Origin of the sequence: Burkholderia aenigmatica, from assembly GCF_048627025.1 — a bacterium.
In the GTDB taxonomy this organism is placed as follows: domain Bacteria; phylum Pseudomonadota; class Gammaproteobacteria; order Burkholderiales; family Burkholderiaceae; genus Burkholderia; species Burkholderia aenigmatica.
Genome location: NZ_CP184468.1, coordinates 969,447 through 991,288, shown reverse-complemented (window position 1 = coordinate 991,288; position 21,842 = coordinate 969,447). Strand labels below are relative to the sequence as shown.

Sequence of the window (21,842 nt, the reverse complement as noted above, 5' to 3'; positions counted from 1 at the left end):
GCGATGCTGAAGATCGATGCACTGAACCAGTACTACGGCGGCAGCCATATCCTGCGCAACGTGAGCCTCGCCGCCGACGACGGCAAGCTCACCGTGCTGCTGGGACGCAACGGCGTCGGCAAGAGCACGCTGCTGCGCTGCCTGATGGGCGTCGTCGCCGCCAAGAGCGGCAGCGTGTCGTGGCGCGGCACGGCGCTCGGCGCGATGCCGCCGTACGCGCGCGTCGCGGCCGGGCTCGCGTACGTACCGCAGGGCCGCGACATCTTTCCGCGGCTCACCGTCGAGGAAAACCTGCTCGTCGGCGCGGCGAGCCGCAAGGCGCCGTCGAAAGTGCCCGACCGCATCTACGACCTGTTCCCGGTGCTGAAGGACATGCGCGCGCGACGCGGCGGCGACCTGTCCGGCGGCCAGCAGCAGCAGCTCGCGATCGGCCGCGCGCTGATGAGCGAGCCGCAGTTGCTGATCCTCGACGAGCCGACCGAAGGCATCCAGCCGTCGATCATCCAGGACATCGGCCGCACGCTTCGCCAGCTGGTCGACGAATCGAAGATGACCGTGCTGCTCGTCGAGCAGTACTACGACTTCGCCCAGTCGATCGCGGACCGCTACTGGGTCATGAGCCGTGGCGAGATCGTCGCGGGCGGCGACGCGCGCGACATGGAGACGAACGGCGTGCGGGAGCTGATCGCGGTATAGCGGGAAAGGCGGCCCGGGGCGGCGCCGCGTCCGACGATCGGCCCGCAACACCGATCCGGTGCCTCGCCGAACGGCGCCTGTCAGGCACGCGCCGGCGAAGCGGCACGGCCCGGGAACGGCGTTGCCACGCCCCGCAACGCGGGCACCGCGGCGTATATTGTTGCGGTAGCATCCTCGTTCACCGCGCCCGTCCCCCTGCTTCCCGCCGATGTCCGCCCCCGATTCCCATGCCCCGCTGTCCCGCCCCGCCGTCGCCAAGTCGTGGCACGGCCGCCTCGAACTCGGCTTCGAACGGCACGGCGCGCGCACGACACTCACGCACCGGCTGCACGACGGCCCGCTGCGCGTGCAGCGGCCGCTGTACCCGGAAGGCGACGCGATCTGCCACGCGGTGATCGTCCACCCGCCGGGCGGCGTCGCGGGCGGCGACCGGCTCGACATCGACATCGCACTCGGCAACGGCACGCACGCGGTGCTGACGACACCCGGCGCGACCAAGTGGTACAAGTCGAACGGGCTGGACGCGACGCAACGCATCGGCCTCGCGGTCGGCGAGCACGCGAAGCTCGACTGGCTGCCGCAGAACAACCTGTTCTTCGACGCGGCGCACGCGTCGCTCGATTTCACGGTCAAGCTCGGCGCGGGCGCCAGTGCGATCGGTTGGGACGCGTCGCAGCTCGGCCGGCAAGCGGCCGGCGAAACCTGGTCGGCGGGCCGCATCGCGTCGACGTCGGCGCTCGTCGATGCCGACGGCCGGCCACTATGGACCGAACGCGCGCTGCTCGATGCGCACGACCCGCTGCGTGGCGCGCTGCAGGGTCTCGCCGGCTTTCCCGCGTACGGCACGCTGTGGGCGGCCGGCGCCGCGTGCGACGCCGCGCTCGCGGAATCGCTCGCCGCGCGGATGCCGTTCGATGCCACGCTGCGCGCGGGCGCGACCTGCGTGACACCGGGCGTCGTGCTGGTCCGTGCGCTGTCGACGTCGATGGAAGCACTGCAACGCCACTTCACCGACTGCTGGCTGCATCTGCGGCCGATCGTGCACGGCGTCGACGCACGGCCGCTGCGTCTCTGGCAGACCTGAGCGCGATCGCGCCACGCACCGTTTCGGCGCAGCGTCGCGAGCGGCGCTGCACGTTGCGCATGCATCGCGCACCACGAGCGCGCATCGCGCTGCGTTCCACGCACATGGCACACGCCTTGCTCCTTACATAACCGATACGCGACGCACGCAAAACAGCGCGGTGCTACGATGACCCGCGCGTTCGCCCCGTTGCGCACGCACCGATAAAAATTACGTTTTCCTGAACGTTTGCCTTCATGAAACTGACTCCCCGAGAGAAAGACAAGCTGCTGATCTTCACGGCGGCGCTGCTGGCCGAGCGTCGTCGCGCACGCGGCCTGAAGCTCAACTATCCGGAGGCGGTCGCCTTCATCACCGCCGCGCTGATGGAAGCCGCGCGCGACGGCAAGACGGTCGCCGAGGTCATGCATTACGGCACGACGCTGCTCACGCGCGACGACGTGATGGACGGCGTGCCGGAGATGATTCCCGACATCCAGGTCGAGGCGACCTTCCCCGACGGCACGAAGCTCGTGACCGTCCATCACCCGATTCCGTGAGGCCCCGCATGATCCCCGGCGAAATCCTCACCGACGACGGCGAACACGAACTGAATGCAGGCCGCGCCACGCTGACGCTCGTCGTCGCGAACACCGGCGACCGCCCGGTGCAGGTCGGCTCGCACTACCACTTCTTCGAAGTCAACGACGCACTGTCGTTCGATCGCGCGGCCGCGCGCGGCTTTCGCCTGAACATCGCGGCCGGCACCGCCGTGCGCTTCGAGCCGGGCCAGACGCGCACCGTCGAGCTCGTCGCACTCGCGGGCGAGCGCGCCGTCTACGGTTTTCAGGGCAAGGTGATGGGGCCGCTGTAAGCCGCGCCCCGCTCTTCAGGAACAGCAACATGACACTACGCTTGAGCCGCCGCGCGTACGCGGAAATGTTCGGGCCGACGACGGGCGACCGCGTCCGGCTCGCCGATACCGAACTACTGATCGAGATCGAACGCGACTTCACGACCTACGGCGAAGAAGTGAAATTCGGCGGCGGGAAAGTGATCCGCGACGGGATGGGCCAGTCGCAGCGCGTGGCGGCCGAGGTGCCCGACACGATCATCACGAACGCGGTGATCCTCGATCACTGGGGCATCGTGAAGGCCGACATCGCGATCAAGCACGGCCGCATCGCCGCGATCGGCAAGGCCGGCAACCCCGACATCCAGCCCGGCGTGACGATCGCGATCGGCGCCGCGACCGAAGTGATCGCCGGCGAAGGGCTGATCGTGACGGCGGGCGGCATCGACACGCACATCCACTTCATCAGCCCGCAGCAGATCGACGAGGCGCTCGCATCGGGCGTCACGACGATGCTCGGCGGCGGCACGGGGCCGGCCACCGGCACCAACGCGACGACCTGCACGCCGGGCCCGTGGCACATGGAGCGGATGCTGCAGGCCGCCGACGGCTGGCCGATCAATCTCGGCTTCCTCGGCAAGGGCAATGCGAGCCTGCCGCAGCCGCTCGTCGAACAGATCGCGGCGGGCGCGATCGGGCTGAAGCTGCATGAAGACTGGGGCACGACGCCCGCCGCGATCGACAACTGCCTGTCGGTCGCCGACGATACCGACACGCAGGTCGCGATCCATACCGACACGCTGAACGAAGGCGGCTTCGTCGAATCGACGGTCGCCGCGTTCAAGGGCCGCACGATCCACACGTACCATACCGAAGGCGCCGGCGGCGGCCATGCGCCCGACATCCTGAAGGTGTGCGGCGAGTCGAACGTGCTGCCGTCGTCGACCAACCCGACGCGCCCGTACACGATCAACACGCTCGACGAGCATCTCGACATGCTGATGGTGTGCCATCACCTCGATCCGTCGATCGCCGAGGATCTCGCGTTCGCCGAATCGCGGATCCGCCGCGAGACGATCGCGGCCGAGGACATCCTGCACGATCTCGGCGCGCTGTCGATGCTGTCGTCCGATTCGCAAGCGATGGGCCGCGTCGGCGAAGTGATCATCCGCACCTGGCAGACCGCGCACAAGATGAAGGTGCAGCGCGGCGCGCTGCCGGAAGACGGCGCGCGCAACGACAACTTCCGCGCGAAGCGCTACGTCGCGAAGTACACGATCAACCCGGCGCTCACGCACGGCATCGCGCACGAAGTCGGCTCGATCGAGCCCGGCAAGTGGGCCGACCTCGTGCTGTGGGAGCCGGCGTTCTTCGGGATCAAGCCGACCATGATCCTGAAGGGCGGGATGATCGCGATGGCGCAGATGGGCGACCCGAACGCGTCGATCCCGACGCCGCAGCCGGTCCACTATCGCGAGATGTTCGCCACCCGCGGCGGCGCGCTCGCGCGCACGTCGCTGACCTTCGTGTCGCAGATGGCAGCCGATGCGGGCATCGCGGAACGCTACGGCCTTGCGAAGCGGATCGTGCCCGTGCGCAACTGCCGCAACGTGACGAAGGCCGACATGATCCACAACGCGTGGCGCCCGTCGATCAGCGTCGATCCCGAAACCTACGACGTGATCGCCGACGGCCAGTTGCTCACCTGCGAGCCCGCTTCGGTGCTGCCGATGGCGCAGCGCTATTTCCTGTTCTGACCTGATTGCCGGTTTACGATTCATGCGCACCCTCGACAAACGCATTGCCCCGAACGTGAAACTCGCCGCGTCGCTCGTCGCGCGCGCGCCGACGCTCACACTCGCCTACGACGCCCGCTGCAAGAGCCGCCTCGCGGCAACGCTCGACACCGGCGAGGACGTCGCGGTCCTGCTGCCGCGCGGCACGATCCTGCGCGACGGCGACGTGCTGGTCGCCGACGACGGTGCACTCGTGCGCATTGCCGCCGCGCCCGAAACCGTGCTGCGCGTGCGCGCGGCCGATCCGCTCACGCTGATGCGCGCCGCGTACCATCTCGGCAACCGCCACACGCCGGTCGAGATCGGCGACGGCTACCTGAAGCTCGAAGCCGACCCGGTGCTCGCGGACATGCTGCGCCGGCTCGGCACGCAGGTCGAGGAAGCGAGCGCGCCGTTCCAGCCGGAAGCCGGTGCATACGGCGGCGGCCACAAGCACGGGCACGACGCGACGTTCGCCGAGGACTACGCACTCGCGCAGCAAGTGTTCGGCGAGCATCACGGCCACTCGCACTCGCACTCGCACGATCACGATCACGATCACGATCACCAGCATGGTCCGGGTTGTTCTCACGGCCACGGCCATGACCACCACTGAACTCGTCGCGCTGCTGCACCTCGCGTCACCGGCGCTGCCGATCGGCGCATTCAGCTATTCGCAGGGTCTGGAAGCGGCGCTCGACGCGAACCTGATCCGCGACGCCGACACCGCGCGCGACTGGATCGCAAGCGGCCTGACCGACGTGCTCGCGCACGGCGAGCTGCCGTTCCTCGCGCACCAGCTCGTGCGCTGGCACGCGCACGACGCATCGGCGCTCGCCACCGAAAACGCGTGGTTCATCGCGAGCCGCGAATCGGCGGAACTGCGCCGCGAGACCGAACAGATGGGCTGGTCGCTTGCGCAGCTGTGCGCATCGCTCGAATGGGGCGACGCCGCGCGCCGCGCGACGCTCGCGTCGATTTCGCCGGTCGCGCTGCCCACCGCATTCGCCTATGCCGCCGCCGCGCACGACGCGAGCGCCGACGCCGTGCTCGCCGCGTATGCATTCGGCTGGGTCGAGAACCAGACGTCCGCCGCGCTGAAGGCGGTACCGCTCGGCCAGCTCGCCGGACAACGCATCATCGTCGCGCTGCGCGGCGCGATCGACGCGGCCGTGCGCCACGCGCTCGCGACGCGGCCCGACGCCGTCAACACGTTCGCGCCGCAGCTCGGCATCCTGTCGGCGCGACACGAAACCCAGTATTCGCGGTTGTTCCGCTCCTGAACCCGACACTATCCGCCATGAACGCACCTGCCCCTTCCTCCGCCCGCCGCACGAAGAAACTGCCGCCGCTGCGCGTCGGCATCGGCGGCCCCGTCGGCTCCGGCAAGACCACGCTGCTCGAGATGCTGTGCAAGGCGATGCGCGACCAGTACGACCTCGTCGCGATCACCAACGACATCTATACGAAGGAAGACCAGCGGCTGCTGACGGTCGCGGGCGCGCTGCCCGAGGAGCGCATAATGGGCGTCGAGACGGGCGGCTGCCCGCACACGGCGATCCGCGAGGATGCGTCGATCAACCTCGAAGCGGTCGACCGGATGCTGTCGCACTTCCCCGACGCCGACATCGTGTTCATCGAATCGGGCGGCGACAATCTCGCGGCGACGTTCAGCCCCGAGCTGTCGGACCTGACGATCTACGTGATCGACGTCGCGGGCGGCGAGAAGATTCCGCGCAAGGGCGGCCCCGGCATCACGAAGTCCGACCTGCTCGTGATCAACAAGACGGATCTCGCACCGCTGGTCGGTGCGAACCTCGACGTGATGGCGTCCGACACGAAGAAGATGCGCGGCGAGCGGCCTTACGTGATGACGAACCTGAAGGCGCTCGACGGCGTCGCGGACGTGATCGCGTTCATCGAGAAGAAGGGTTTGCTGACGGTCTGAGCGGCGCGGCGGCGCCATACGGTGCCGCCACGCATGCTCCCGGCGGCATTGCGCCGCCGTCGCCTAGTCGTCGGAATTATCCTGCGCGTCCTGCAACGCGCGCCCGCCGCGCTCGGCAGGCGGCAGCAGTGCCGCGAGCACGTCGACCGTGCGCGCGGTCGCGCCGCGGTGACGCGCCGCGAATGCGGCACCGGCCGAGCCCATCGCGATGCGCCGCGCCTTGTCGGCGAACAGCGCATCGAGCACGTGCGCGAGATCGAGCGGATCCTCGACCTGCAGCGCCGCGCCGGCCGCGACCGCGTCGGCGGTCGCCTGCGTGAAGTTGAATACGTGCTTCCCGATCAGCACCGGCACGCCGACCGCGCACGCTTCGATCAGGTTCTGGCCGCCGAGCGGCAACAGGCTGCCGCCGATGAACGCGACGTCGGCCGCCGCGTAGTACGCGCCGAGCTCGCCCATCGAATCGCCGAGCAGCACCGTCACGTCGTCCGGCAACGGCTCGGCGGCCGGCCGGCCGGCCGCGAGCGCGGCCTTATCGGCCGCCCATACCGAGCGTCGCACGCACTTGAGCCCGCTGCGCTCGACCAGCGCCTCGACCTCGGCGAAACGCTGCGGATGACGCGGCACGAGCACCAGCAGCGCGCCGGGCGTGCGCATCGACGCGAATGCCTGCAACACCAGCGCCTCCTCGTTCTCGCGCGTGCTCGCGGCCACCCACACGGGCCGCGCGCCGATCGCGTCGCGCCACGCATGGCCGCGCGCCGCGAGTTCCGGCGGCGTCGTCATGTCGAACTTCAGGTTGCCGAGCACGGTCACGTTGCGCGCGCCAAGCGACGTCAGCCGCTCCGCATCGGCCGGGCTCTGCGCGAGCACGCGCGAGAAACCGCCGAACACGTCGTGCGTTGCCGCGCCGAACTTCGAGGCACGCCGGAACGAACGCGCGGACATGCGCGCATTGGTCAGCACCAGCGGCACGTCCGCACGGCGGCACTCGTCGATCAGCGTGGGCCACACCTCGGTTTCCATCACGAGGCCGAGCGTCGGCCGCCACGCGCGCAGGAAGCGCCGCACCGCGCCGGGCATGTCGTACGGCAGGTAGCAGCGCAGCACGCGATCGCCGAAGATCTGTTCGCCGGTCGCACGGCCGCTCGGCGTCATGTGCGTGAGCAGGATGCGTGCATCGGGGCGCGCATGCATCAGCGCGTCGATCAGCGGCTGCGCCGCGCGCGTCTCGCCGACCGATACCGCATGCACCCAGATCAGCGGCGCACGGTCGTCACGCGAGCGGCCCGCCACGTGGCCGAAGCGTTCGCCGATGTGCTCGCGATAGCCGCGCTCCTTGCGCGAGCGCACGACAAGCCGGATGACGGCGATCGGTGCGACGAGCCACCACAGCGCGCGATAGATCACCCTCAGCATGCCGCGTCCCTTGTCTTGCTTCGAAGAAAATGCGCGCTCAAACCAGCGCCCTGCCCTTCAGGCGTTCGAGAATGCCGAGCGGCGCGCATTCGCGGCGGACCATCGCGTCGACCGGCAGGAAGAAGGTCTGCTCGAGCATGAACTGGCCGGACATCACAGCGTGCGAAGTCTGATCCGAGAAACATATCCACACGCAGCCCGGCGGAAACGGCATCGTCTCCTGCGGGCTCGTCTTCTGGTAGTCGAGATCGGCCTTCATGCTGTCGTGCAGGTTCAGCATCAGGTGGTCGTACGCGCTGCGCGGCGACTTCGTCACGTGCAGCAGGTTCAGCAGCCACGCGGCGCCCGGCAACTGCGGCTTGATGTGCGGCAGGAAGCGCTTCGCGACGTCCTCGAACGGCTCGCCGACGCGCCACACGCGCGGCACGCCGGCCGGGTTCACGTTCGTGAACACGCGCAGGATCCGCTCGCCGTAGTTGGGCCGCGACGGGAACGCGTCGACGTGCAGCCGGCTGTCATCCTTGCGCCACGACGTCTGGCGCGTCTCGACCTGCATCAGCCGCAGGCTGGTCGGCGCGACGCGCAGCTTGCCGCGGTATTCGGGAAAGAGGCCGTCGACGAGCGTGCCGGCCTGCTGCTGGAAGCGTGCGACGAGCGCGCGCACCGCCGACTGCGTGACGCTGTCGCCGAGCACGCCGGCAAGCGCGCCGCCGTTCGGCGCGAGGCTGATGTTCTTGCGTTTCGGGTCGGCGAGCGCCGGATCGAGCAGCGCTTCCTCGCCGCCTTCGATCGCGAAGCGCAGGTGCGGGAAATACAGCACCTTGCCTTCTTCGACGGCGGCCAGCAGCTGCTCGCGCGGCGCCGACAGGTTGTGTCCGCTCCAGTCGGCGGACGGGACTTCGATGATCTGGGATTCGCTCATGTTCGGTTCGCGTGGGTTCGCGCGTGTGACAGCGTTACAGGAGACCGAAGCCCGCGAGCGCCGACTTCACCTGCGCGATCGACGGGGGTTGCCCCGCCGTGCCGAGATTGACGACGTTCGGCGACCAGTAGCCGCCGGTCCGCCAGGCCGTCGCGAAATTGTACAGTTCGACCGTCGGACGCTTCAGCGCGGCCGCGATGTGAACCAGACCTGTATCAACCCCGACGGTGGCGGCCGCGCCGTCGATCAGCCCGACCACGGCCGGCAGCGACAGCCGCGGCGGCACGATCGCCGCCGCGCCGAATTCCTTCGCGAGCCGCTCGCTGGTCGCGCGCTCCGCGTCGTTGCCCCACGGCAGCACGAGCGATGCGCCGCGCCGCACGAGCGCCTGGCCGAGCTCGATCCACGCGGCGTCCGGCCATTGCTTGTCGGCACGCGACGTCGCATGGACGAACACCACGTACGGCACCGGCAGGTTCAGGCCGAGCGCCGCCACCGCGAGCGCCGCCGCGCGCGTATCGAGGCCGAAGTCGACCGGATCGGCCGGCGTCGGCGCCGGGTCGCCCAGCGCGGCCGCGACGAGTTGCCGCGAGCGCTCGACGACGTGCGTGCGCGGCGCGATCGGCACGCGCTTGCGATAGAAGAAGCGCACCGGCCACTCGTAGCCGGCGCCATCGGTGCGATTGCCGAGCCCGACGAGCGGGCCGCGCGCCCAGCTCGCGACCCAGGCCGTCTTGATGAGGCCCTGGCAGTCGATCACGAGATCGTACTGCTCGGCCGCGAGGCGCTGGCGGAAGGCCCGGATCTCGCGCCACGTGGCGCCCGAGAACGGCTTCTTTCGCCAGCGGCGCAGCGAGAACGGCAGCACGTTGCGCACGCCGTCGACGAGCTTGACCAGGTCGACGAAGCTTTCCTCGACGAGCCAGTCGATCTGCGCATCGGGGTGGCGGCGCCGGATATCGGCGATCACCGGCATGTTGTGCACGACGTCGCCCAGCGACGACACACGCACGATCAGGATCTTTTGCACGCTGAAAAAACGCCGGCTGGCAGCCGGCGACAAGCAGAAAGGAGCGATTTTATCGCGCCCGGGGAGTCACACAGGCAAAAAGCGGCCGCACGCGTGTCGCGTGCGCCGCTTTTCGGGGGAGGCGCGACGATCGGACTCACCATCGCGCCGTTGGCGGCCCATCGGCCGCCGAGGCTCAGAACGGCAGCTTGACGTCCGGCTTCGCGGCCGTCAGCACGCGGCGGAAGTCCTCCTGGATGCGCTTGAGCCCTTCCTGCGTCTCGGACTCGAAACGCATCACGACGACCGGCGTCGTGTTCGACGAACGCGCCAGGCCGAAGCCGTCCGCGTACTCGACACGCAGGCCGTCGATCGTCACGACCTCCTCGGCGCCGTCGAACTTCGCCTCTTTCTGCAGCTTGTCGATCAGGCGGAAGTTCTCGCCTTCGTCGAGCCACAGCTGCAGTTCAGGCGTGCTCATCGCGTCCGGCAGCCCGTTCAGCAGCGCGCTCGGATCGGCCGTCTTCGTGAGGATCTCGAGCAGGCGCGCGCCCGTGTAGAGACCGTCGTCGAAGCCGTACCAGCGATCCTTGAAGAACACGTGGCCGCTCATTTCGCCGGCGAGCGGCGCCCCCGTCTCGCGCAGCTTCGCCTTCACGAGCGAGTGGCCGGTCTTCCACATCAGCGGCTCGCCGCCCTTCGACTTCACCCATTGCGCGAGGTGGCGCGTGCACTTCACGTCATAGATGATCTGCGCGCCGGGGTTGCGCGACAGCACTTCTTCCGCGAACAGCATCAGCTGGCGGTCCGGATAGATGATCTGGCCGTCCTTCGTGACGACGCCGAGGCGGTCGCCGTCGCCGTCGAACGCGAAGCCGATCTCGGCGTCGGTGTCCTTCAGCGCCTGGATCACGTCCTGCAGGTTTTCCGGGTGCGCGGGATCGGGGTGGTGGTTCGGGAACGTGCCGTCGATGTCGGTGAAGCGCTCGACGAGCTCGCAGCCGAGCGCCTTGAACAGGCGCGTCGCGAGCGGGCCGGCCACGCCGTTGCCGGCGTCGACGACGAGCTTCATCGGGCGGGCCGGCTTGATGTCGCCGACGATGCGCGCGATGTATTGATCGGCCACGTCGAACTGCTCGTACGAGCCGCTGCCCGTCTCGAAGCGCTCGTCGACGATGCGTTGGTACAGCGCCTGGATCTGCTCGCCGTAGATCGCGGCGCCGCGCAGCACCATCTTGAAGCCGTTGTAGTCGGGCGGGTTGTGGCTGCCCGTGACGACGATGCACGAATCGACGCGGCGCTCGCCGCCCTTCAGCGCGAGCGGGACGTTCGCCGCGAAATAGCCGACCGGCGTGGGCACCATGCCGACGTCGACGACGTCGACGCCCGCGGCACGCAGGCCGTCGGCCAGCGCGCCGACGAGGTCCGGCCCGGACAGGCGGCCGTCGCGCGCGACGACGACCGCATCGCCGCCCTGCGCGCGCACTTCGCTGCCGAATGCCCGGCCGATCCCGCGCGCCGTGTCGGTGTCGAGCGTCTTGCCGACCACGCCACGAATGTCATATGCCTTGAAGATGGATTGGGAGATCATCGATTCTCTTCTCTCAGTTGCGTGCATGGAAATTTGTCTGGCTCGCCTGGCCGCCGCTCGCCGGTGCCGCGCATGATACATGCTGGCCCCGCATCGAGCGAAACCGCTGGCGCGGAACGGCGGGAGCGCCCCCGATCCCACTTATAATCGCGGGTTTTGATGACGCGCATACCGCCCATTTTAATGCCTAGCCGTCCCGCCGCCGCCAATCTGCAGCCTTCGGGCGCCCTGCCGGCCGCCTTGCGCGCACGCCGCCACCGCGCATGCTGAAACGCTTCGGCAACCCGGATGTCGCGAAGGCCGTCGCGAACCTCGTCTGGCTGGGGCTCGAACGGCTCACGCAGATCGGCGTCGCGATCGCGATCAGCGGCCTGCTGGCCCGTTATTTCGGGCCAGATGTGTTCGGCAAATGGCAGTATGCGAATACGCTTCTCCTGGTACTGGCGCCGCTCACCTGGGTGTGCGGCGCGGAAATCCTCGTCCCGACCATCGTCCAGCGCCCGCCCGCCCAACTCGGCGCGGTGCTCGGCAGCGCGTTCGTGCTGCGCATCGCCGTGTCGGTCGCCGCGCTCGCCGCGACATGGATCGCGATCGCCGCGGGCGCCTTCGACCCGCTGGTCGGCGCGATGCTCGCGGGCCTCGCGGTCACGATGGTGTTCCGCGAGCCGTTCGTCGGCGTCGTCAACGCGTGGCTGCAGAGCATGACCTACAGCAAGCCGCAGCTCGTCACCAGCATGGTCACCGCGCTGGCGAAGGCGCTGCTCGTCTGGCTGCTGGTCCGCGCGGCCGCGGGCCCCGCCCGCTTCGCGTGGCTGTGGGCGCTCGAAGCCGCCGCCATCGGCTTCGCGCTGCTGCTGTACTACCGGCATCGCAACGGCGGCGCACTCGGCTGGACCTTCGACAAGCCGTTGTTCCGGCACTTTGCGACCGCCGGCACGGTGTTCTGGCTCGGCCTCATCTGCATGTACCTGTTCCTGAAGCTCGACCGCCTGATGCTCGAGCGTCATGTCTCGTTCGCCGATCTCGGCCGTTACTCGGCCGCGCAGCAGCTCAACGAGAACTGGATCACGCTCGCGCTGATGCTTGCGCAGACGATCGCGCCCGCCTTCGTCTACCGCGTGCAGGACGTCGCACGGCTGCGCCGCAACATCGTCCGGCTGATCGCGATGACGGCCGGCCTGATGACAGCCGGCGCGCTCGTCCTCGACGCCGCCGCCCCGCTGATCGTCGGCAAGGTGTTCGGCCACGGCTACGAGGCGTCGGTCGACATCTTCCGCTGGGCGGTCTGGCTGTCGGTGCCGGCCGGCATCGAGGCGATAGGCAATCTTATCGTTCTCAAATATCAAGCAAAATTCGTGTTGCTGTCGAAATGGCTGCTCGCGCTCGCGATCGCCGCGCTCGTCAACCTGTTCGCGATCCCGCGGCTCGGCCTGTACGGCGCGCTCGTCGGGCTGGCGGCCGGCTATCTGGCCGCCGCCGCCGTCAATTTTTATTACATCCGTTTCAAGCTGCGACCATGACGTCCCCTGATTGCCCGCCCTCGCTCGACGATGTGGCCGTGCTGATGCCGGCCTACAACGGGCACGACGACGTCGTCCGGACCCTCGCGTCGTTTCGCGAGGACACGCCCGTGCACGTGCTGATCGTCGACGATGGCAGCACGCCGCCGATCGTCGCGCCCGACCTGCCCGGCCTCGCGATCGAGGTGCTGCGCATGCCGCAGAACGGCGGCATCGAGCGCGCGCTCGCGGCCGGCATCGACGCGCTGGCCGCCCGCGGCTTCCGCTATGCGGCGCGCATCGACGCGGGCGATCTCGCCGCACCGCAGCGGCTCGCGAAGGAGCGCGCGTATCTCGGCGCCCACCCGCGCGTGGCCTGCGTCGGCATGTGGACGCAAGTCGTGTCCCGCGCCGGCGAGCCGCGCTTCATGCTGACCCCGCCCGCTGATCCGCATACGCTGCGCCGCACGCGCTTCCTGCGCTCGCCGCTCGTGCATCCGTCGGTCATGTTGCGCATCGATGCCGTGCGAGAAGTGGGGAACTATCGTGCGAAATACCGTGCGGCCGAAGATCTCGATCTTTTTTTACGGTTAATGCAACGCTACGATTGCGCGAACCTGCCCGAGCTCGGCCTCTATTACGAGCTCAACGAGGGCGGGATCAGCGCGACCAGGCGCCGGCGCCAGCTGGTGTCGACGCTCACGCTGCTGCTGAGCCACTTCAACGCGCTGAACCCGTACGACTGGGCCGGCCTCGCCAAGAACCTGCTGCATTTCGTGACGCCGTACCGCACGCTGCAGCGGATCAAGCAGACGCTGTTCGCCGCGCGGCCGTCCGCGTGACGCGGATCCGGCGCTTTCGGTCATTTCGACGCTTTATTTTTTCTTTTTTTCATGTCCGCCACCTCCCCGCTGCGCATCGCGCTCGTCTGCAACACGGCCTGGGCGATCTACACGTATCGCCACGGGCTGATCCGTGCGCTCGTCGCGCGCGGCGCCGAGGTCATCGTGATCGCGCCGCACGACCGCACGGTGCCGCTGCTCGAGCAGATGGGCTGCCGCTACGTGGCGCTCGCGGTCGCGTCGAAAGGCACGAGCCCGCGCGAGGATCTCGGCACGCTCGCCGCGCTGACGCGTCACTACCGCGCGCTGCGGCCCGATCTCGTGTTCCATTACACGATCAAGCCGAACATCTACGGCTCGGTCGCCGCGTGGCTCGCGCGCGTGCCGTCGATCGCGGTGACGACCGGGCTCGGCTACGTCTTCATCCAGAAAAGCCGCGCGGCAAGCGTCGCGAAGCGCCTGTACCGGTTCGCGTTCCGCTTCCCGCGTGAAGTGTGGTTCCTGAACCGCGACGATCTCGCGACCTTCACCGACGAGCGGTTGCTCGCGCATCCCGATCGCGCGCGGCTGCTGCACGGCGAAGGCGTCGATCTCGAACAGTTCGCGCCGGCGCCGCTGCCCGCCGGCGATGCCCCCGTCTTCATCCTGATCGGCCGGCTGCTGTGGGACAAGGGCGTGCGCGAATACGTGGAGGCCGCGCGCATCGTGCACGCCCGCTTCCCGAACGCACGCTTCCAGCTGCTCGGGCCGCTCGGCGTCGACAATCCGAGCGCGATCGGCCGCGCCGATGTCGATGCGTGGACGAGCGAAGGCGTCGTCGAGTATCTCGGCGAAGCGCACGACGTGCGCCCCCATATCGCGGCGGCCGACTGCGTCGTGCTACCGTCGTACCGCGAAGGCGTGCCGCGCACGCTGATGGAAGCGTCGGCGATGGGCCGCCCGATCGTCGCAACCGACGTGCCGGGCTGCCGCGACGTCGTCGCCGACGGCGAAACCGGCTTCCTGTGCCGCGTGCGCGACAGCGCGAGCCTCGCGGAGCAATTGCTCCGCATGATCGAACTCGGCACGGCCGGACGCGACGCGATGGGTGCGCGCGGCCGGCACAAGGTCGCGGTGGAATTCGACGAGCAGCAGGTCGTCGAGCGCTACCGGCAGACCATTCATTCATTGACAGGCATTACCCTCTGAAGGAGCACCTCTGCAATGACTGCTAAAGGCACCATCCTCGTTACCGGCGGTGCGGGCTACATCGGCTCGCACACGGCCGTCGAGCTGCTCGACAACGGCTACGACGTCGTGATCGTCGACAACCTCGTCAACAGCAAGTCCGAATCCGTGCGCCGCATCGAGCGGATCACGGGCAAGACGCCCGCGTTCCATCAGGTCGACGTGTGCGACGAAGCCGCGCTCGCCAAGGTGTTCGACGCGCACCCGATCACCGGCACGATCCATTTCGCGGCGCTCAAGGCCGTCGGCGAATCGGTCGCGAAGCCGCTCGAGTACTACCAGAACAACCTCGGCGGCCTGCTCGCCGTGCTGAAGGTGATGCGCGAGCGCAACGTCAAGCAGTTCGTGTTCAGCTCGTCCGCGACCGTGTACGGCGTGCCCGAACGCTCGCCGATCGACGAATCGTTCCCGCTGTCGGCAACCAACCCGTACGGCCAGTCGAAGCTGATCGCCGAGCAGATCCTGCGCGACCTCGAGGTGTCGGACCCGTCGTGGCGGATCGCGACGCTGCGCTACTTCAACCCGGTCGGCGCGCACGCGAGCGGGCTGATCGGCGAGGATCCGGCCGGCATCCCGAACAACCTGATGCCGTATGTCGCCCAGGTCGCGGTCGGCAAGCTCGAAAAGCTGCGCGTGTTCGGCGCCGACTACCCGACGCCGGACGGCACGGGCGTGCGCGACTACATCCACGTCGTCGATCTCGCGAAGGGCCACATCGCCGCGCTCGACGCGCTCGCGAAGCGCGATGCGAGCTTCGTCGTGAACCTCGGCACGGGCCAGGGCTACAGCGTGCTGGAAGTCGTGCGGGCGTTTGAAAAAGCATCGGGCCGGCCGGTGCCGTACGAGCTCGTGGCGCGCCGCCCGGGCGACATCGCCGAGTGCTACGCGAACCCGCAGGCCGCGGCCGACATCATCGGCTGGCGCGCGACGCTCGGCATCGAAGAAATGTGTGCCGATCACTGGCGATGGCAGGAGGGGAACCCCCGCGGTTTTGTATAATCCGCTGTCCATTTTTCGAGCGGTCCCATGCTCAGCTTCGCGTCCGGCTTCATTGTCTCCCTGCTCGTCACGCTGTTCATCGTGCGCTACGCGCACCTTCACGAGAAATTCTCGATCGACAGCGACCTGGCCGGCGTGCAGAAATTCCACGTGCGGCCCGTGCCGCGGGTCGGGGGCATCGGGATCCTCGCGGGCGTCATCACCGGGGCGCTGCTGCTCATGCAGCGCTACCCGACGATCGCCGGCAGCATTCTCGGCATCGTTGCCTGCGGCATGCCGGCGTTCCTGTCCGGCCTGGTCGAGGACCTGACCAAGCGCGTGTCGCCGCGCGCGCGGCTGCTCTGCACGATGGGGGCGGCCGCGCTCGCGTTCTGGCTGCTGCACATCGCGGTCACGCGCATCAGCGTGCCGCCGCTCGATTTCCTGCTCAGCTATGGCGCCATTTCGGCGTTCGTCACCGTGCTCGCGGTCGCGGCGCTCGCGAATGCGGTCAACATCATCGACGGCTTCAACGGGCTCGCGTCGATGGTCAGCTTCATGATGTTCGCGTCGCTCGCGTACGTGGCGTTCCAGGTCGGCGACCCGGTCGTCATGTCCGCGTCGATCATCATGATGGGCGCCGTGCTCGGCTTCTTCCTGTGGAATTTCCCGGCCGGCCTGATCTTCCTCGGCGACGGCGGCGCGTACTTCATCGGCTTCATGCTCGCGGAACTCGCGATCCTGCTCGTGATGCGCAACCGCGAGGTGTCCGCGTGGTACCCCGTGCTGCTGTTCATGTACCCGATCTTCGAGACCTGCTTCTCGATCTACCGGAAGAAATTCATCCGCGGAATGTCGCCCGGCATTCCGGACGGCGTGCACCTGCACATGCTCGTGTACAAGCGGCTGATGCGCTGGGCGGTCGGCACGAAGCACGCCCACGACCTGACGCGACGCAATTCGCTGACGTCGCCGTATCTGTGGCTGCTGTGCCTCGTCGCGGTGATTCCCGCGACGCTGTTCTGGCGGCACACGGTGCACCTGTTCGTGTTCGTCGTGCTGTTCGCGCTAACCTACGTGTGGCTGTACCTCAGCATCGTGCGGTTCAAGGCGCCGCGGTGGATGGTGGTGAGAAAGCATCGACGCAGCCACTGAGCCGCGTACCGACTTCCAGACAAAAAAAGCGCCCCGCAGGGCGCTTTTTTTGTCTTGCCGTCCGGTTCACGGCCCGGGGCCGCGTCACCCGTTCGATGCGGCGCGCACCGACGGGACGCTCTGCAACACGGGGGCAATGGCCGTCTGATATTCCGGCACCCAGCGCCGCAGGTCGCGCCGCACTTCGTCGTCAGGCAGTACACGATGCTGCATCAGCCACGGCAGCAGCTCGTCGAGGAAATTGTCCGGCACTTCCCGTGCACGTGCGATCCGCAGCTTCGGGTGCGGTGTGCGCGTCGTCGCCTCGTCGTCCGCGAGCAGCTCCTCGTAGAGCTTCTCGCCGGGCCGCAGCCCGGTGAACTCGATGCGGATCTGCTCTTCCGCGAAGCCGTACAGGCGGATCAGGTCGCACGCGAGATCGACGATCCTCACCGGTTCGCCCATGTCGAGGATGAAGATCTCGCCGCCATGCCCCATGCTCGACGCCTGCAGCACGAGCTGCGACGCCTCCGGGATCGTCATGAAGAAACGCGTGATCTCCGGATGCGTGACCGTCACCGGGCCGCCCTTCGCGATCTGCTGCTGGAATTTCGGGATCACGCTGCCCGCGCTGCCCAGCACGTTGCCGAAGCGCACGGTCTCGAACTGCGTGCGCTCGCTCGTCTGCTGCAACGCCTGGCAGGCCATTTCGGCCAGGCGCTTGCTCGCGCCCATCACGTTGGTCGGATTGACCGCCTTGTCGGTCGAGATCAGCACGAAATGACGGACATCGTGGCGAATCGCCGCGCGGGCCACGCGGTAGGTGCCGAGCACGTTGTTGCGCAAGGCCTGCCACGCGTTGTGCTCCTCCATCAGCGGCACATGCTTGTAGGCGGCCGCATGGAACACGATGTGCGGCGCGTGACGCGACATCACCTGGTCGAGCAGCAGCGAATCCTTCGCGTCGCCGATGATCGGCAGGACCGGCAAATCGGGGAAGCGCTCGCGCAGTTCCTCGGTCAGCCGGTACATCGCATACTCGGACAGGTCGAACGCGACGAGTTGCGCCGGCGCGAAACGCAGGATCTGCCGGCACAGCTCGGAGCCGATCGACCCGCCCGCGCCCGTCACCATCACGACACGACCGCGCAGCAACGCCTCGACGTGCGGCGTGTCGATCGTCACGGCCTCGCGGCCGAGCAGATCCTCGAGGTCGATGTTCCGCACTTGCGACAGGAAGCCCTGCCCCGGCATCAGCGCGGTCAGCGACGGCAGCACCATCGCCTTCACGCCGGCCCGCACGCACAACGTCGCGACGCGGCGCTGCACCTCGACCGACGCCGACGGAATCGCGATGATCGCGTATTCGACCTTCATCGCGTCGGTCCAGTGCTTGAGGTCGTTGAACGAGCCCAGCACCTTGTGACCGTATATCTCGCGGCCCTGCTTGGCGACGTCATCGTCAAGCAGGCCGACGAGGCGCCATTCGCCGGAGCGCGACAGCTCGCGTGCGAGGCTCGCACCGGCCGTGCCGGCGCCGAGCACCAGCACCGGCTTGCCCTTCCCGACGAGCCCGCCGTACAGGTAGTACTCCTTGGTCGCGCGATACAGCGCGCGTGCGCCGCCCATCACCAGGAACAGCATCAGCGGCGACACGAGCAGCACCGAGCGGGGAATGATCGGCGTCGGCTGGAACATCACGGCGCCGATCATCACGATCACGCCGCCGCCGGCCACCGCCTTCGAGATGCGCATCAGGTCGGGCAGGCTCGCGAATACCCAGAGCCCGCGATACAGGCCGAACCCGCGGAACATCAGCGCGTACACGGGCAGCACCCATGTCAGCGCCTTCAGCGCGCCGCGCAGGAACTCATGCGGGACGCTACCGTTGAAACGAACGAGATAAGCGAACAACCACGCGGCAAGTACCGCGGTCAGGTCGAACAGGAAAGCACTCAGCGACAGCCACGATGCTTTGGATCGCAACATCGGCGGGAAACCTCATGATTTGTTTTCGGCGGCCTGCCGAGTCCGGCGCCAGCGCATGTCAATGACGAGCCCGAGACATACGAGAACGCCGTACCAGGCGGCAAACAGCAACCACTGCTGCGGTTCCGGGCGACCCAATGCCCACAGGGCAACGATTATGCCCGCGAGCATGATGAGGTACCAATATACGGCGGTGCGTCCATGACCGATGCCGGATCGCACCATCCTTTGATAATAATGCTCCCGGTGCGCCTGCCAGAACTTTTCTCCGCGTAACAAACGTCTCAGGAGTGTTACAGATGCATCGGCAATAAAGGGCGCGAACACCATCGCCGGGAACCAGATCGGCCAGACCCCGCGTCGCCAGCCCCAGTAGCCGAGCGCGCCCGCCATGAACCCGAGTGGGATGGAGCCCGCATCGCCGAGGAACAGCTTCGCCGGATGGAAATTGAGAAACAAGAAGCCCAGCGCGGCACCCGCGACTGCGGCGGCACCGGCGACAAGATCTGGGGACGGATGCGCACCGGCCAGCGCCGCCACCGCATAGGCCCCGAAACCGAACAGCGCCATGCCGCCTGCAAGGCCGTCCGCACCGTCCATGAAGTTGTAGAGGTTGGTCAGCCAGACCATCGCGAAACCGACACCCGCCAGCAGCCACCACGGGGCCGCGGCCGGATAGCAGGCGATCAGCGCGACGACTGCGGCCAGATGCGCGGCGAACCTGACCCGGGCGGGCAACCCGTGCCGGTCGTCGAATTGCGACAGGGCTGCCAGCGCCGCCGCCGCGACGGCGATCAGCCAGAGCTGCGGCGCGAACCCGAGCATCGCAAGCACGGAAACCGGCACGATGCCCCAGCCGCCGACGCGCGGCGTCGGACGCACGTGCAACGAACGATCGTTTGGAATGTCGGTGGCAAGCCGCCACGCCAGCCCGGTGACGAGCAGCGTGCGCAGGATCGCTGCCGTCACGATGGCGCAGGCCAGCGCCATCGCGGCGGCGGTCGGCCACGTGGAAATCGCGAAATGCATGTCGGTTATTGTTCCGTGTCGCGCGAACGATACCATGCCGCCGTCGCTTCGAGCCCCTGCCGGGTCGAATGGGGGGGCCGCCAGTCGAGCACCCGTGCGATGCAGCCGGTATCGAGCTGCAGGCCGCCCGTCAGGCGGTCGATCGCGGCAGTCCGGCCGGTCAACTTGCCCACCGCGCGCAACACCCCGACCGGAACCGGGAACAACCGCGCCGGCTTGCCGAGCGCATCGCCGACCATCTGCAGCAGCTCCGTCACGGACGGTGCGTCGTCGTCGGCAACGTGAAAGCAGCCCTGCGCCGCACGCGGGTCGGTCGCACAATGCAGCAGCGCATCCGCGAGATTGTCGACGTAGACCAGACTGCGGCGCGCGGCGATCGCGCCGAGCGGCAGCGGCACGCCGCGCGCGATCGCATCCATCATCCGCAGGAAATTGGCGCGCACACCGGGGCCGTAGACGAGCGGCGGGCGAACGATCACGACGTCGAGGCCGGTTTGCGCGGCAAACTCGACCAGCGCCTGCTCGGCCTCGAGTTTCGACCGCCCGTACGCATCTTCCGGATGCGGCGGCGCACGCTCGTCCAGCGGCACGCCGCCGTCGGACTCCGCCACCGCCTTCACGCTGCTGACGAACACCATCCGCCGGACCTGGTGGCGATGTGCGGCCTGCGCAACCCGCAACGCGCCTTCGACGTTTGCCGCGCGAAATGCGGCAACCGGATCGACGGCGTCGTCACGCATCACGTGGACGCGCGCCGCGAGGTGCACCACGCAATCCGGCGCGAACCCAGCCGGCCACGCCTCGGCGAGGCCCGCGAAGTCATCGGCGGGATGAACCCACTCTAGAACGCCGGCAACACACGCGCCCGAGCGGCGCACCAGCCCGCTCGCGGTATGCCCGCGACGCTGCAGCGCCAAGCAAAGCGCACGGCCGACGAACCCGTTCGCTCCGGTCACGAGCACATCGCTCATAGACACTTCCAGCCGAAGCGGTTGAAGAACTTGAATGCCGACGCCGAGAACATCCGGATGTGCGCGAATCCCTTGCGCGAAGCGCCGCCGCCATAGTGCGACACCCGCACGGTCGGCACGTACGCAACCCGCGCGACATCGAGCGTGCGCAAGCTCAGGTCGTAGTCTTCGAAATACAGGAAATAGCGCGGATCGAAGCCGCCGAGCTTCTTGAGGAGGCCGGTCCGGAACAGCATGAAGCAGCCGCTGACGATCGGGGGATCCCACACGATGTCGCGATCGTTGATCACGTCCCGCATTTCATATCGGGACAGTCGCGACGAGAAAAACCGCCTGAACCGCGCCGGCATGAAACCCCGCACGGCCAGATCCAGCACCGTCGGATAGCGGCGGCACAGATACTGAATATGGCCGTCGCCATCATCGATCCTCGGCGTCAGCAGACCGACATCCGGTTGGGCATCGAAAAATTTCAGCGCGTGCGTGAGCGCATCGGGCTCGACGTCGATGTCCGGATTCAGAATCAGGTGGTAGCCGCCATCCACGCGCTCGATCGCGAGATTGTGCCCTCGCCCGTATCCGACGTTACCCTGGCCGCTCACGGTCACATGGCGGATCCCGGCGGCATCGAGCACGCCCGGGTTCCATCCGGCGTCCGCAAGGCCGCCGTTGTCGATCATGTACAGGTCGACGGCAAATCCGGGGCGGGACTTGCGCGTCGCGTCGACGGCAACACACAAGCTCTCGAGCGTGCGCGCCAGCACCGTCGCGTCAGGCCGATAGACGACGACGGATACCGACAACCGGTTGTCTGAACCGCCCGTCACGCCAGCCGCCCGAGTGGGTCGGCGCACCGCGCCGCTGCGGCGCCACGTCGAACGCGCACCGGGGTCATGC

21 protein-coding genes are annotated in these 21,842 nt (G+C 68.1%); 13 read left to right on the top strand and 8 right to left on the bottom strand.

The genetic code is table 11. The features are described from left to right. Window positions 1-3: 3 nt before the first annotated feature. The 8 genes from urtE (at window position 4) to ureG (ending at window position 6,335) form a co-directional block, all read left to right on the top strand. Complete coding sequence (urtE, locus tag ACN8ZM_RS04635; RefSeq protein ID WP_420210667.1) at window positions 4-696, top strand: urea ABC transporter ATP-binding subunit UrtE; 693 nt, start codon at window positions 4-6, stop codon at window positions 694-696. Between the two features lie 208 nt (window positions 697-904). Next, complete coding sequence (locus tag ACN8ZM_RS04630) at window positions 905-1,780, top strand: urease accessory protein UreD (protein ID WP_301770326.1); 876 nt, start codon at window positions 905-907, stop codon at window positions 1,778-1,780. Window positions 1,781-2,016: 236 nt separating this feature from the next. After that, window positions 2,017-2,319, top strand: a complete 303-nt coding sequence (gene ureA, locus ACN8ZM_RS04625) for an urease subunit gamma (protein WP_006406310.1) — start codon at window positions 2,017-2,019, stop codon at window positions 2,317-2,319. 8 nt (window positions 2,320-2,327) lie between these two features. Then, window positions 2,328-2,633 carry an urease subunit beta gene (locus tag ACN8ZM_RS04620; RefSeq protein WP_043181642.1) on the top strand — a complete coding sequence of 102 codons (306 nt, stop codon included), beginning with the start codon at window positions 2,328-2,330 and terminating at the stop codon, window positions 2,631-2,633. A gap of 29 nt (window positions 2,634-2,662) precedes the next feature. After that, window positions 2,663-4,369 carry an urease subunit alpha gene (ureC, locus tag ACN8ZM_RS04615; RefSeq protein ID WP_043181640.1) on the top strand — a complete coding sequence of 569 codons (1,707 nt, stop codon included), beginning with the start codon at window positions 2,663-2,665 and terminating at the stop codon, window positions 4,367-4,369. A 22-nt stretch (window positions 4,370-4,391) separates the two neighbouring features. Then, window positions 4,392-5,003 (top strand): urease accessory protein UreE, encoded by a 612-nt coding sequence (ureE, locus tag ACN8ZM_RS04610; protein ID WP_420210666.1) that lies wholly within the window; start codon window positions 4,392-4,394, stop codon window positions 5,001-5,003. Further along, complete coding sequence (locus tag ACN8ZM_RS04605) at window positions 4,990-5,670, top strand: urease accessory protein UreF (RefSeq protein ID WP_420210665.1); 681 nt, start codon at window positions 4,990-4,992, stop codon at window positions 5,668-5,670. Before ureE ends, ACN8ZM_RS04605 begins: the two co-directional genes overlap by 14 nt. A gap of 17 nt (window positions 5,671-5,687) precedes the next feature. Beyond that, entirely contained in the window at window positions 5,688-6,335 is a 648-nt protein-coding gene (ureG, locus tag ACN8ZM_RS04600; protein WP_420210664.1) for an urease accessory protein UreG, read from the top strand. Between the two features lie 63 nt (window positions 6,336-6,398). Here ureG and waaA read toward each other — a convergent pair whose 3' ends face one another. The 4 genes from waaA to ACN8ZM_RS04580 all read right to left on the bottom strand — a co-directional run bounded on the left by waaA (window position 6,399) and on the right by ACN8ZM_RS04580 (window position 11,276). After that, complete coding sequence (gene waaA / locus ACN8ZM_RS04595) at window positions 6,399-7,754, bottom strand: lipid IV(A) 3-deoxy-D-manno-octulosonic acid transferase (RefSeq protein ID WP_420210663.1); 1,356 nt, start codon at window positions 7,752-7,754, stop codon at window positions 6,399-6,401. 37 nt (window positions 7,755-7,791) lie between these two features. Further along, window positions 7,792-8,676 carry a Kdo hydroxylase family protein gene (locus ACN8ZM_RS04590; protein WP_085039638.1) on the bottom strand — a complete coding sequence of 295 codons (885 nt, stop codon included), beginning with the start codon at window positions 8,674-8,676 and terminating at the stop codon, window positions 7,792-7,794. A gap of 34 nt (window positions 8,677-8,710) precedes the next feature. Beyond that, window positions 8,711-9,706, bottom strand: a complete 996-nt coding sequence (waaC, locus tag ACN8ZM_RS04585; protein ID WP_043183065.1) for a lipopolysaccharide heptosyltransferase I — start codon at window positions 9,704-9,706, stop codon at window positions 8,711-8,713. 175 nt (window positions 9,707-9,881) lie between these two features. Beyond that, the gene (locus tag ACN8ZM_RS04580) at window positions 9,882-11,276 is read right to left on the bottom strand and encodes a phosphomannomutase/phosphoglucomutase (RefSeq protein WP_089450051.1); all 1,395 of its coding nucleotides are present in this window, start codon (window positions 11,274-11,276) and stop codon (window positions 9,882-9,884) included. Window positions 11,277-11,539: 263 nt separating this feature from the next. Between ACN8ZM_RS04580 and ACN8ZM_RS04575 the strand changes: the two genes are divergently transcribed. Genes ACN8ZM_RS04575 through ACN8ZM_RS04555 form a run of 5 tightly spaced genes read left to right on the top strand, consistent with a single transcriptional unit; the run spans window position 11,540 to window position 16,977 of the window. Beyond that, window positions 11,540-12,796, top strand: coding sequence for a lipopolysaccharide biosynthesis protein (locus ACN8ZM_RS04575; RefSeq protein ID WP_089450049.1), 1,257 nt, complete (start codon window positions 11,540-11,542; stop codon window positions 12,794-12,796). Next, the gene (locus ACN8ZM_RS04570) at window positions 12,793-13,617 is read left to right on the top strand and encodes a glycosyltransferase (RefSeq protein WP_420210662.1); all 825 of its coding nucleotides are present in this window, start codon (window positions 12,793-12,795) and stop codon (window positions 13,615-13,617) included. The genes ACN8ZM_RS04575 and ACN8ZM_RS04570 overlap by 4 nt, the downstream gene beginning before the upstream one ends. Before the next feature lie 51 nt (window positions 13,618-13,668). Beyond that, entirely contained in the window at window positions 13,669-14,805 is a 1,137-nt protein-coding gene (locus ACN8ZM_RS04565) for a glycosyltransferase family 4 protein (protein WP_089450047.1), read from the top strand. A gap of 15 nt (window positions 14,806-14,820) precedes the next feature. After that, window positions 14,821-15,843, top strand: a complete 1,023-nt coding sequence (gene galE / locus ACN8ZM_RS04560; protein WP_089450046.1) for a UDP-glucose 4-epimerase GalE — start codon at window positions 14,821-14,823, stop codon at window positions 15,841-15,843. A 27-nt stretch (window positions 15,844-15,870) separates the two neighbouring features. Further along, window positions 15,871-16,977 (top strand): MraY family glycosyltransferase, encoded by a 1,107-nt coding sequence (locus tag ACN8ZM_RS04555; protein ID WP_089450045.1) that lies wholly within the window; start codon window positions 15,871-15,873, stop codon window positions 16,975-16,977. Between the two features lie 84 nt (window positions 16,978-17,061). On the opposite strand, the gene ACN8ZM_RS04550 is transcribed toward ACN8ZM_RS04555, so the two are convergent. From ACN8ZM_RS04550 to ACN8ZM_RS04535, 4 genes are read right to left on the bottom strand one after another with little or no spacing between them, the layout of a single operon-like run. Continuing rightward, window positions 17,062-18,945, bottom strand: a complete 1,884-nt coding sequence (locus ACN8ZM_RS04550) for a polysaccharide biosynthesis protein (protein ID WP_089450044.1) — start codon at window positions 18,943-18,945, stop codon at window positions 17,062-17,064. 12 nt (window positions 18,946-18,957) lie between these two features. After that, window positions 18,958-19,974 carry an MraY family glycosyltransferase gene (locus ACN8ZM_RS04545; protein WP_089450043.1) on the bottom strand — a complete coding sequence of 339 codons (1,017 nt, stop codon included), beginning with the start codon at window positions 19,972-19,974 and terminating at the stop codon, window positions 18,958-18,960. A gap of 5 nt (window positions 19,975-19,979) precedes the next feature. Next, entirely contained in the window at window positions 19,980-20,945 is a 966-nt protein-coding gene (locus ACN8ZM_RS04540; protein ID WP_420210661.1) for a UDP-glucose 4-epimerase family protein, read from the bottom strand. Then, window positions 20,942-21,799, bottom strand: coding sequence for a glycosyltransferase family 2 protein (locus tag ACN8ZM_RS04535; protein WP_420210660.1), 858 nt, complete (start codon window positions 21,797-21,799; stop codon window positions 20,942-20,944). The genes ACN8ZM_RS04540 and ACN8ZM_RS04535 overlap by 4 nt, the downstream gene beginning before the upstream one ends. Window positions 21,800-21,842 lie beyond the last annotated feature (43 nt).

Excerpts from the sequence above, each read along its gene's own strand:
- ACN8ZM_RS04555 (WP_089450045.1), top strand. The coding sequence starts at position 15,871 with ATGCTCAGCTTCGCGTCCGGCTTCATTGTCTCCCTGCTCGTCACGCTG.
- ACN8ZM_RS04540 (WP_420210661.1), bottom strand. The coding sequence starts at position 20,945 with ATGAGCGATGTGCTCGTGACCGGAGCGAACGGGTTCGTCGGCCGTGCG.
- ACN8ZM_RS04620 (WP_043181642.1), top strand. The coding sequence starts at position 2,328 with ATGATCCCCGGCGAAATCCTCACCGACGACGGCGAACACGAACTGAAT.
- ACN8ZM_RS04550 (WP_089450044.1), bottom strand. The coding sequence starts at position 18,945 with ATGTTGCGATCCAAAGCATCGTGGCTGTCGCTGAGTGCTTTCCTGTTC.
- ACN8ZM_RS04575 (WP_089450049.1), top strand. The coding sequence starts at position 11,540 with ATGCTGAAACGCTTCGGCAACCCGGATGTCGCGAAGGCCGTCGCGAAC.
- galE (WP_089450046.1), top strand. The coding sequence starts at position 14,821 with ATGACTGCTAAAGGCACCATCCTCGTTACCGGCGGTGCGGGCTACATC.
- ACN8ZM_RS04580 (WP_089450051.1), bottom strand. The coding sequence starts at position 11,276 with ATGATCTCCCAATCCATCTTCAAGGCATATGACATTCGTGGCGTGGTC.
- ACN8ZM_RS04565 (WP_089450047.1), top strand. The coding sequence starts at position 13,669 with ATGTCCGCCACCTCCCCGCTGCGCATCGCGCTCGTCTGCAACACGGCC.
- ureC (WP_043181640.1), top strand. The coding sequence starts at position 2,663 with ATGACACTACGCTTGAGCCGCCGCGCGTACGCGGAAATGTTCGGGCCG.
- ureG (WP_420210664.1), top strand. The coding sequence starts at position 5,688 with ATGAACGCACCTGCCCCTTCCTCCGCCCGCCGCACGAAGAAACTGCCG.
- urtE (WP_420210667.1), top strand. The coding sequence starts at position 4 with ATGCTGAAGATCGATGCACTGAACCAGTACTACGGCGGCAGCCATATC.
- ACN8ZM_RS04570 (WP_420210662.1), top strand. The coding sequence starts at position 12,793 with ATGACGTCCCCTGATTGCCCGCCCTCGCTCGACGATGTGGCCGTGCTG.
- ACN8ZM_RS04590 (WP_085039638.1), bottom strand. The coding sequence starts at position 8,676 with ATGAGCGAATCCCAGATCATCGAAGTCCCGTCCGCCGACTGGAGCGGA.
- ureE (WP_420210666.1), top strand. The coding sequence starts at position 4,392 with ATGCGCACCCTCGACAAACGCATTGCCCCGAACGTGAAACTCGCCGCG.
- ACN8ZM_RS04605 (WP_420210665.1), top strand. The coding sequence starts at position 4,990 with ATGACCACCACTGAACTCGTCGCGCTGCTGCACCTCGCGTCACCGGCG.
- ACN8ZM_RS04545 (WP_089450043.1), bottom strand. The coding sequence starts at position 19,974 with ATGCATTTCGCGATTTCCACGTGGCCGACCGCCGCCGCGATGGCGCTG.
- waaA (WP_420210663.1), bottom strand. The coding sequence starts at position 7,754 with ATGCTGAGGGTGATCTATCGCGCGCTGTGGTGGCTCGTCGCACCGATC.
- ureA (WP_006406310.1), top strand. The coding sequence starts at position 2,017 with ATGAAACTGACTCCCCGAGAGAAAGACAAGCTGCTGATCTTCACGGCG.
- ACN8ZM_RS04630 (WP_301770326.1), top strand. The coding sequence starts at position 905 with ATGTCCGCCCCCGATTCCCATGCCCCGCTGTCCCGCCCCGCCGTCGCC.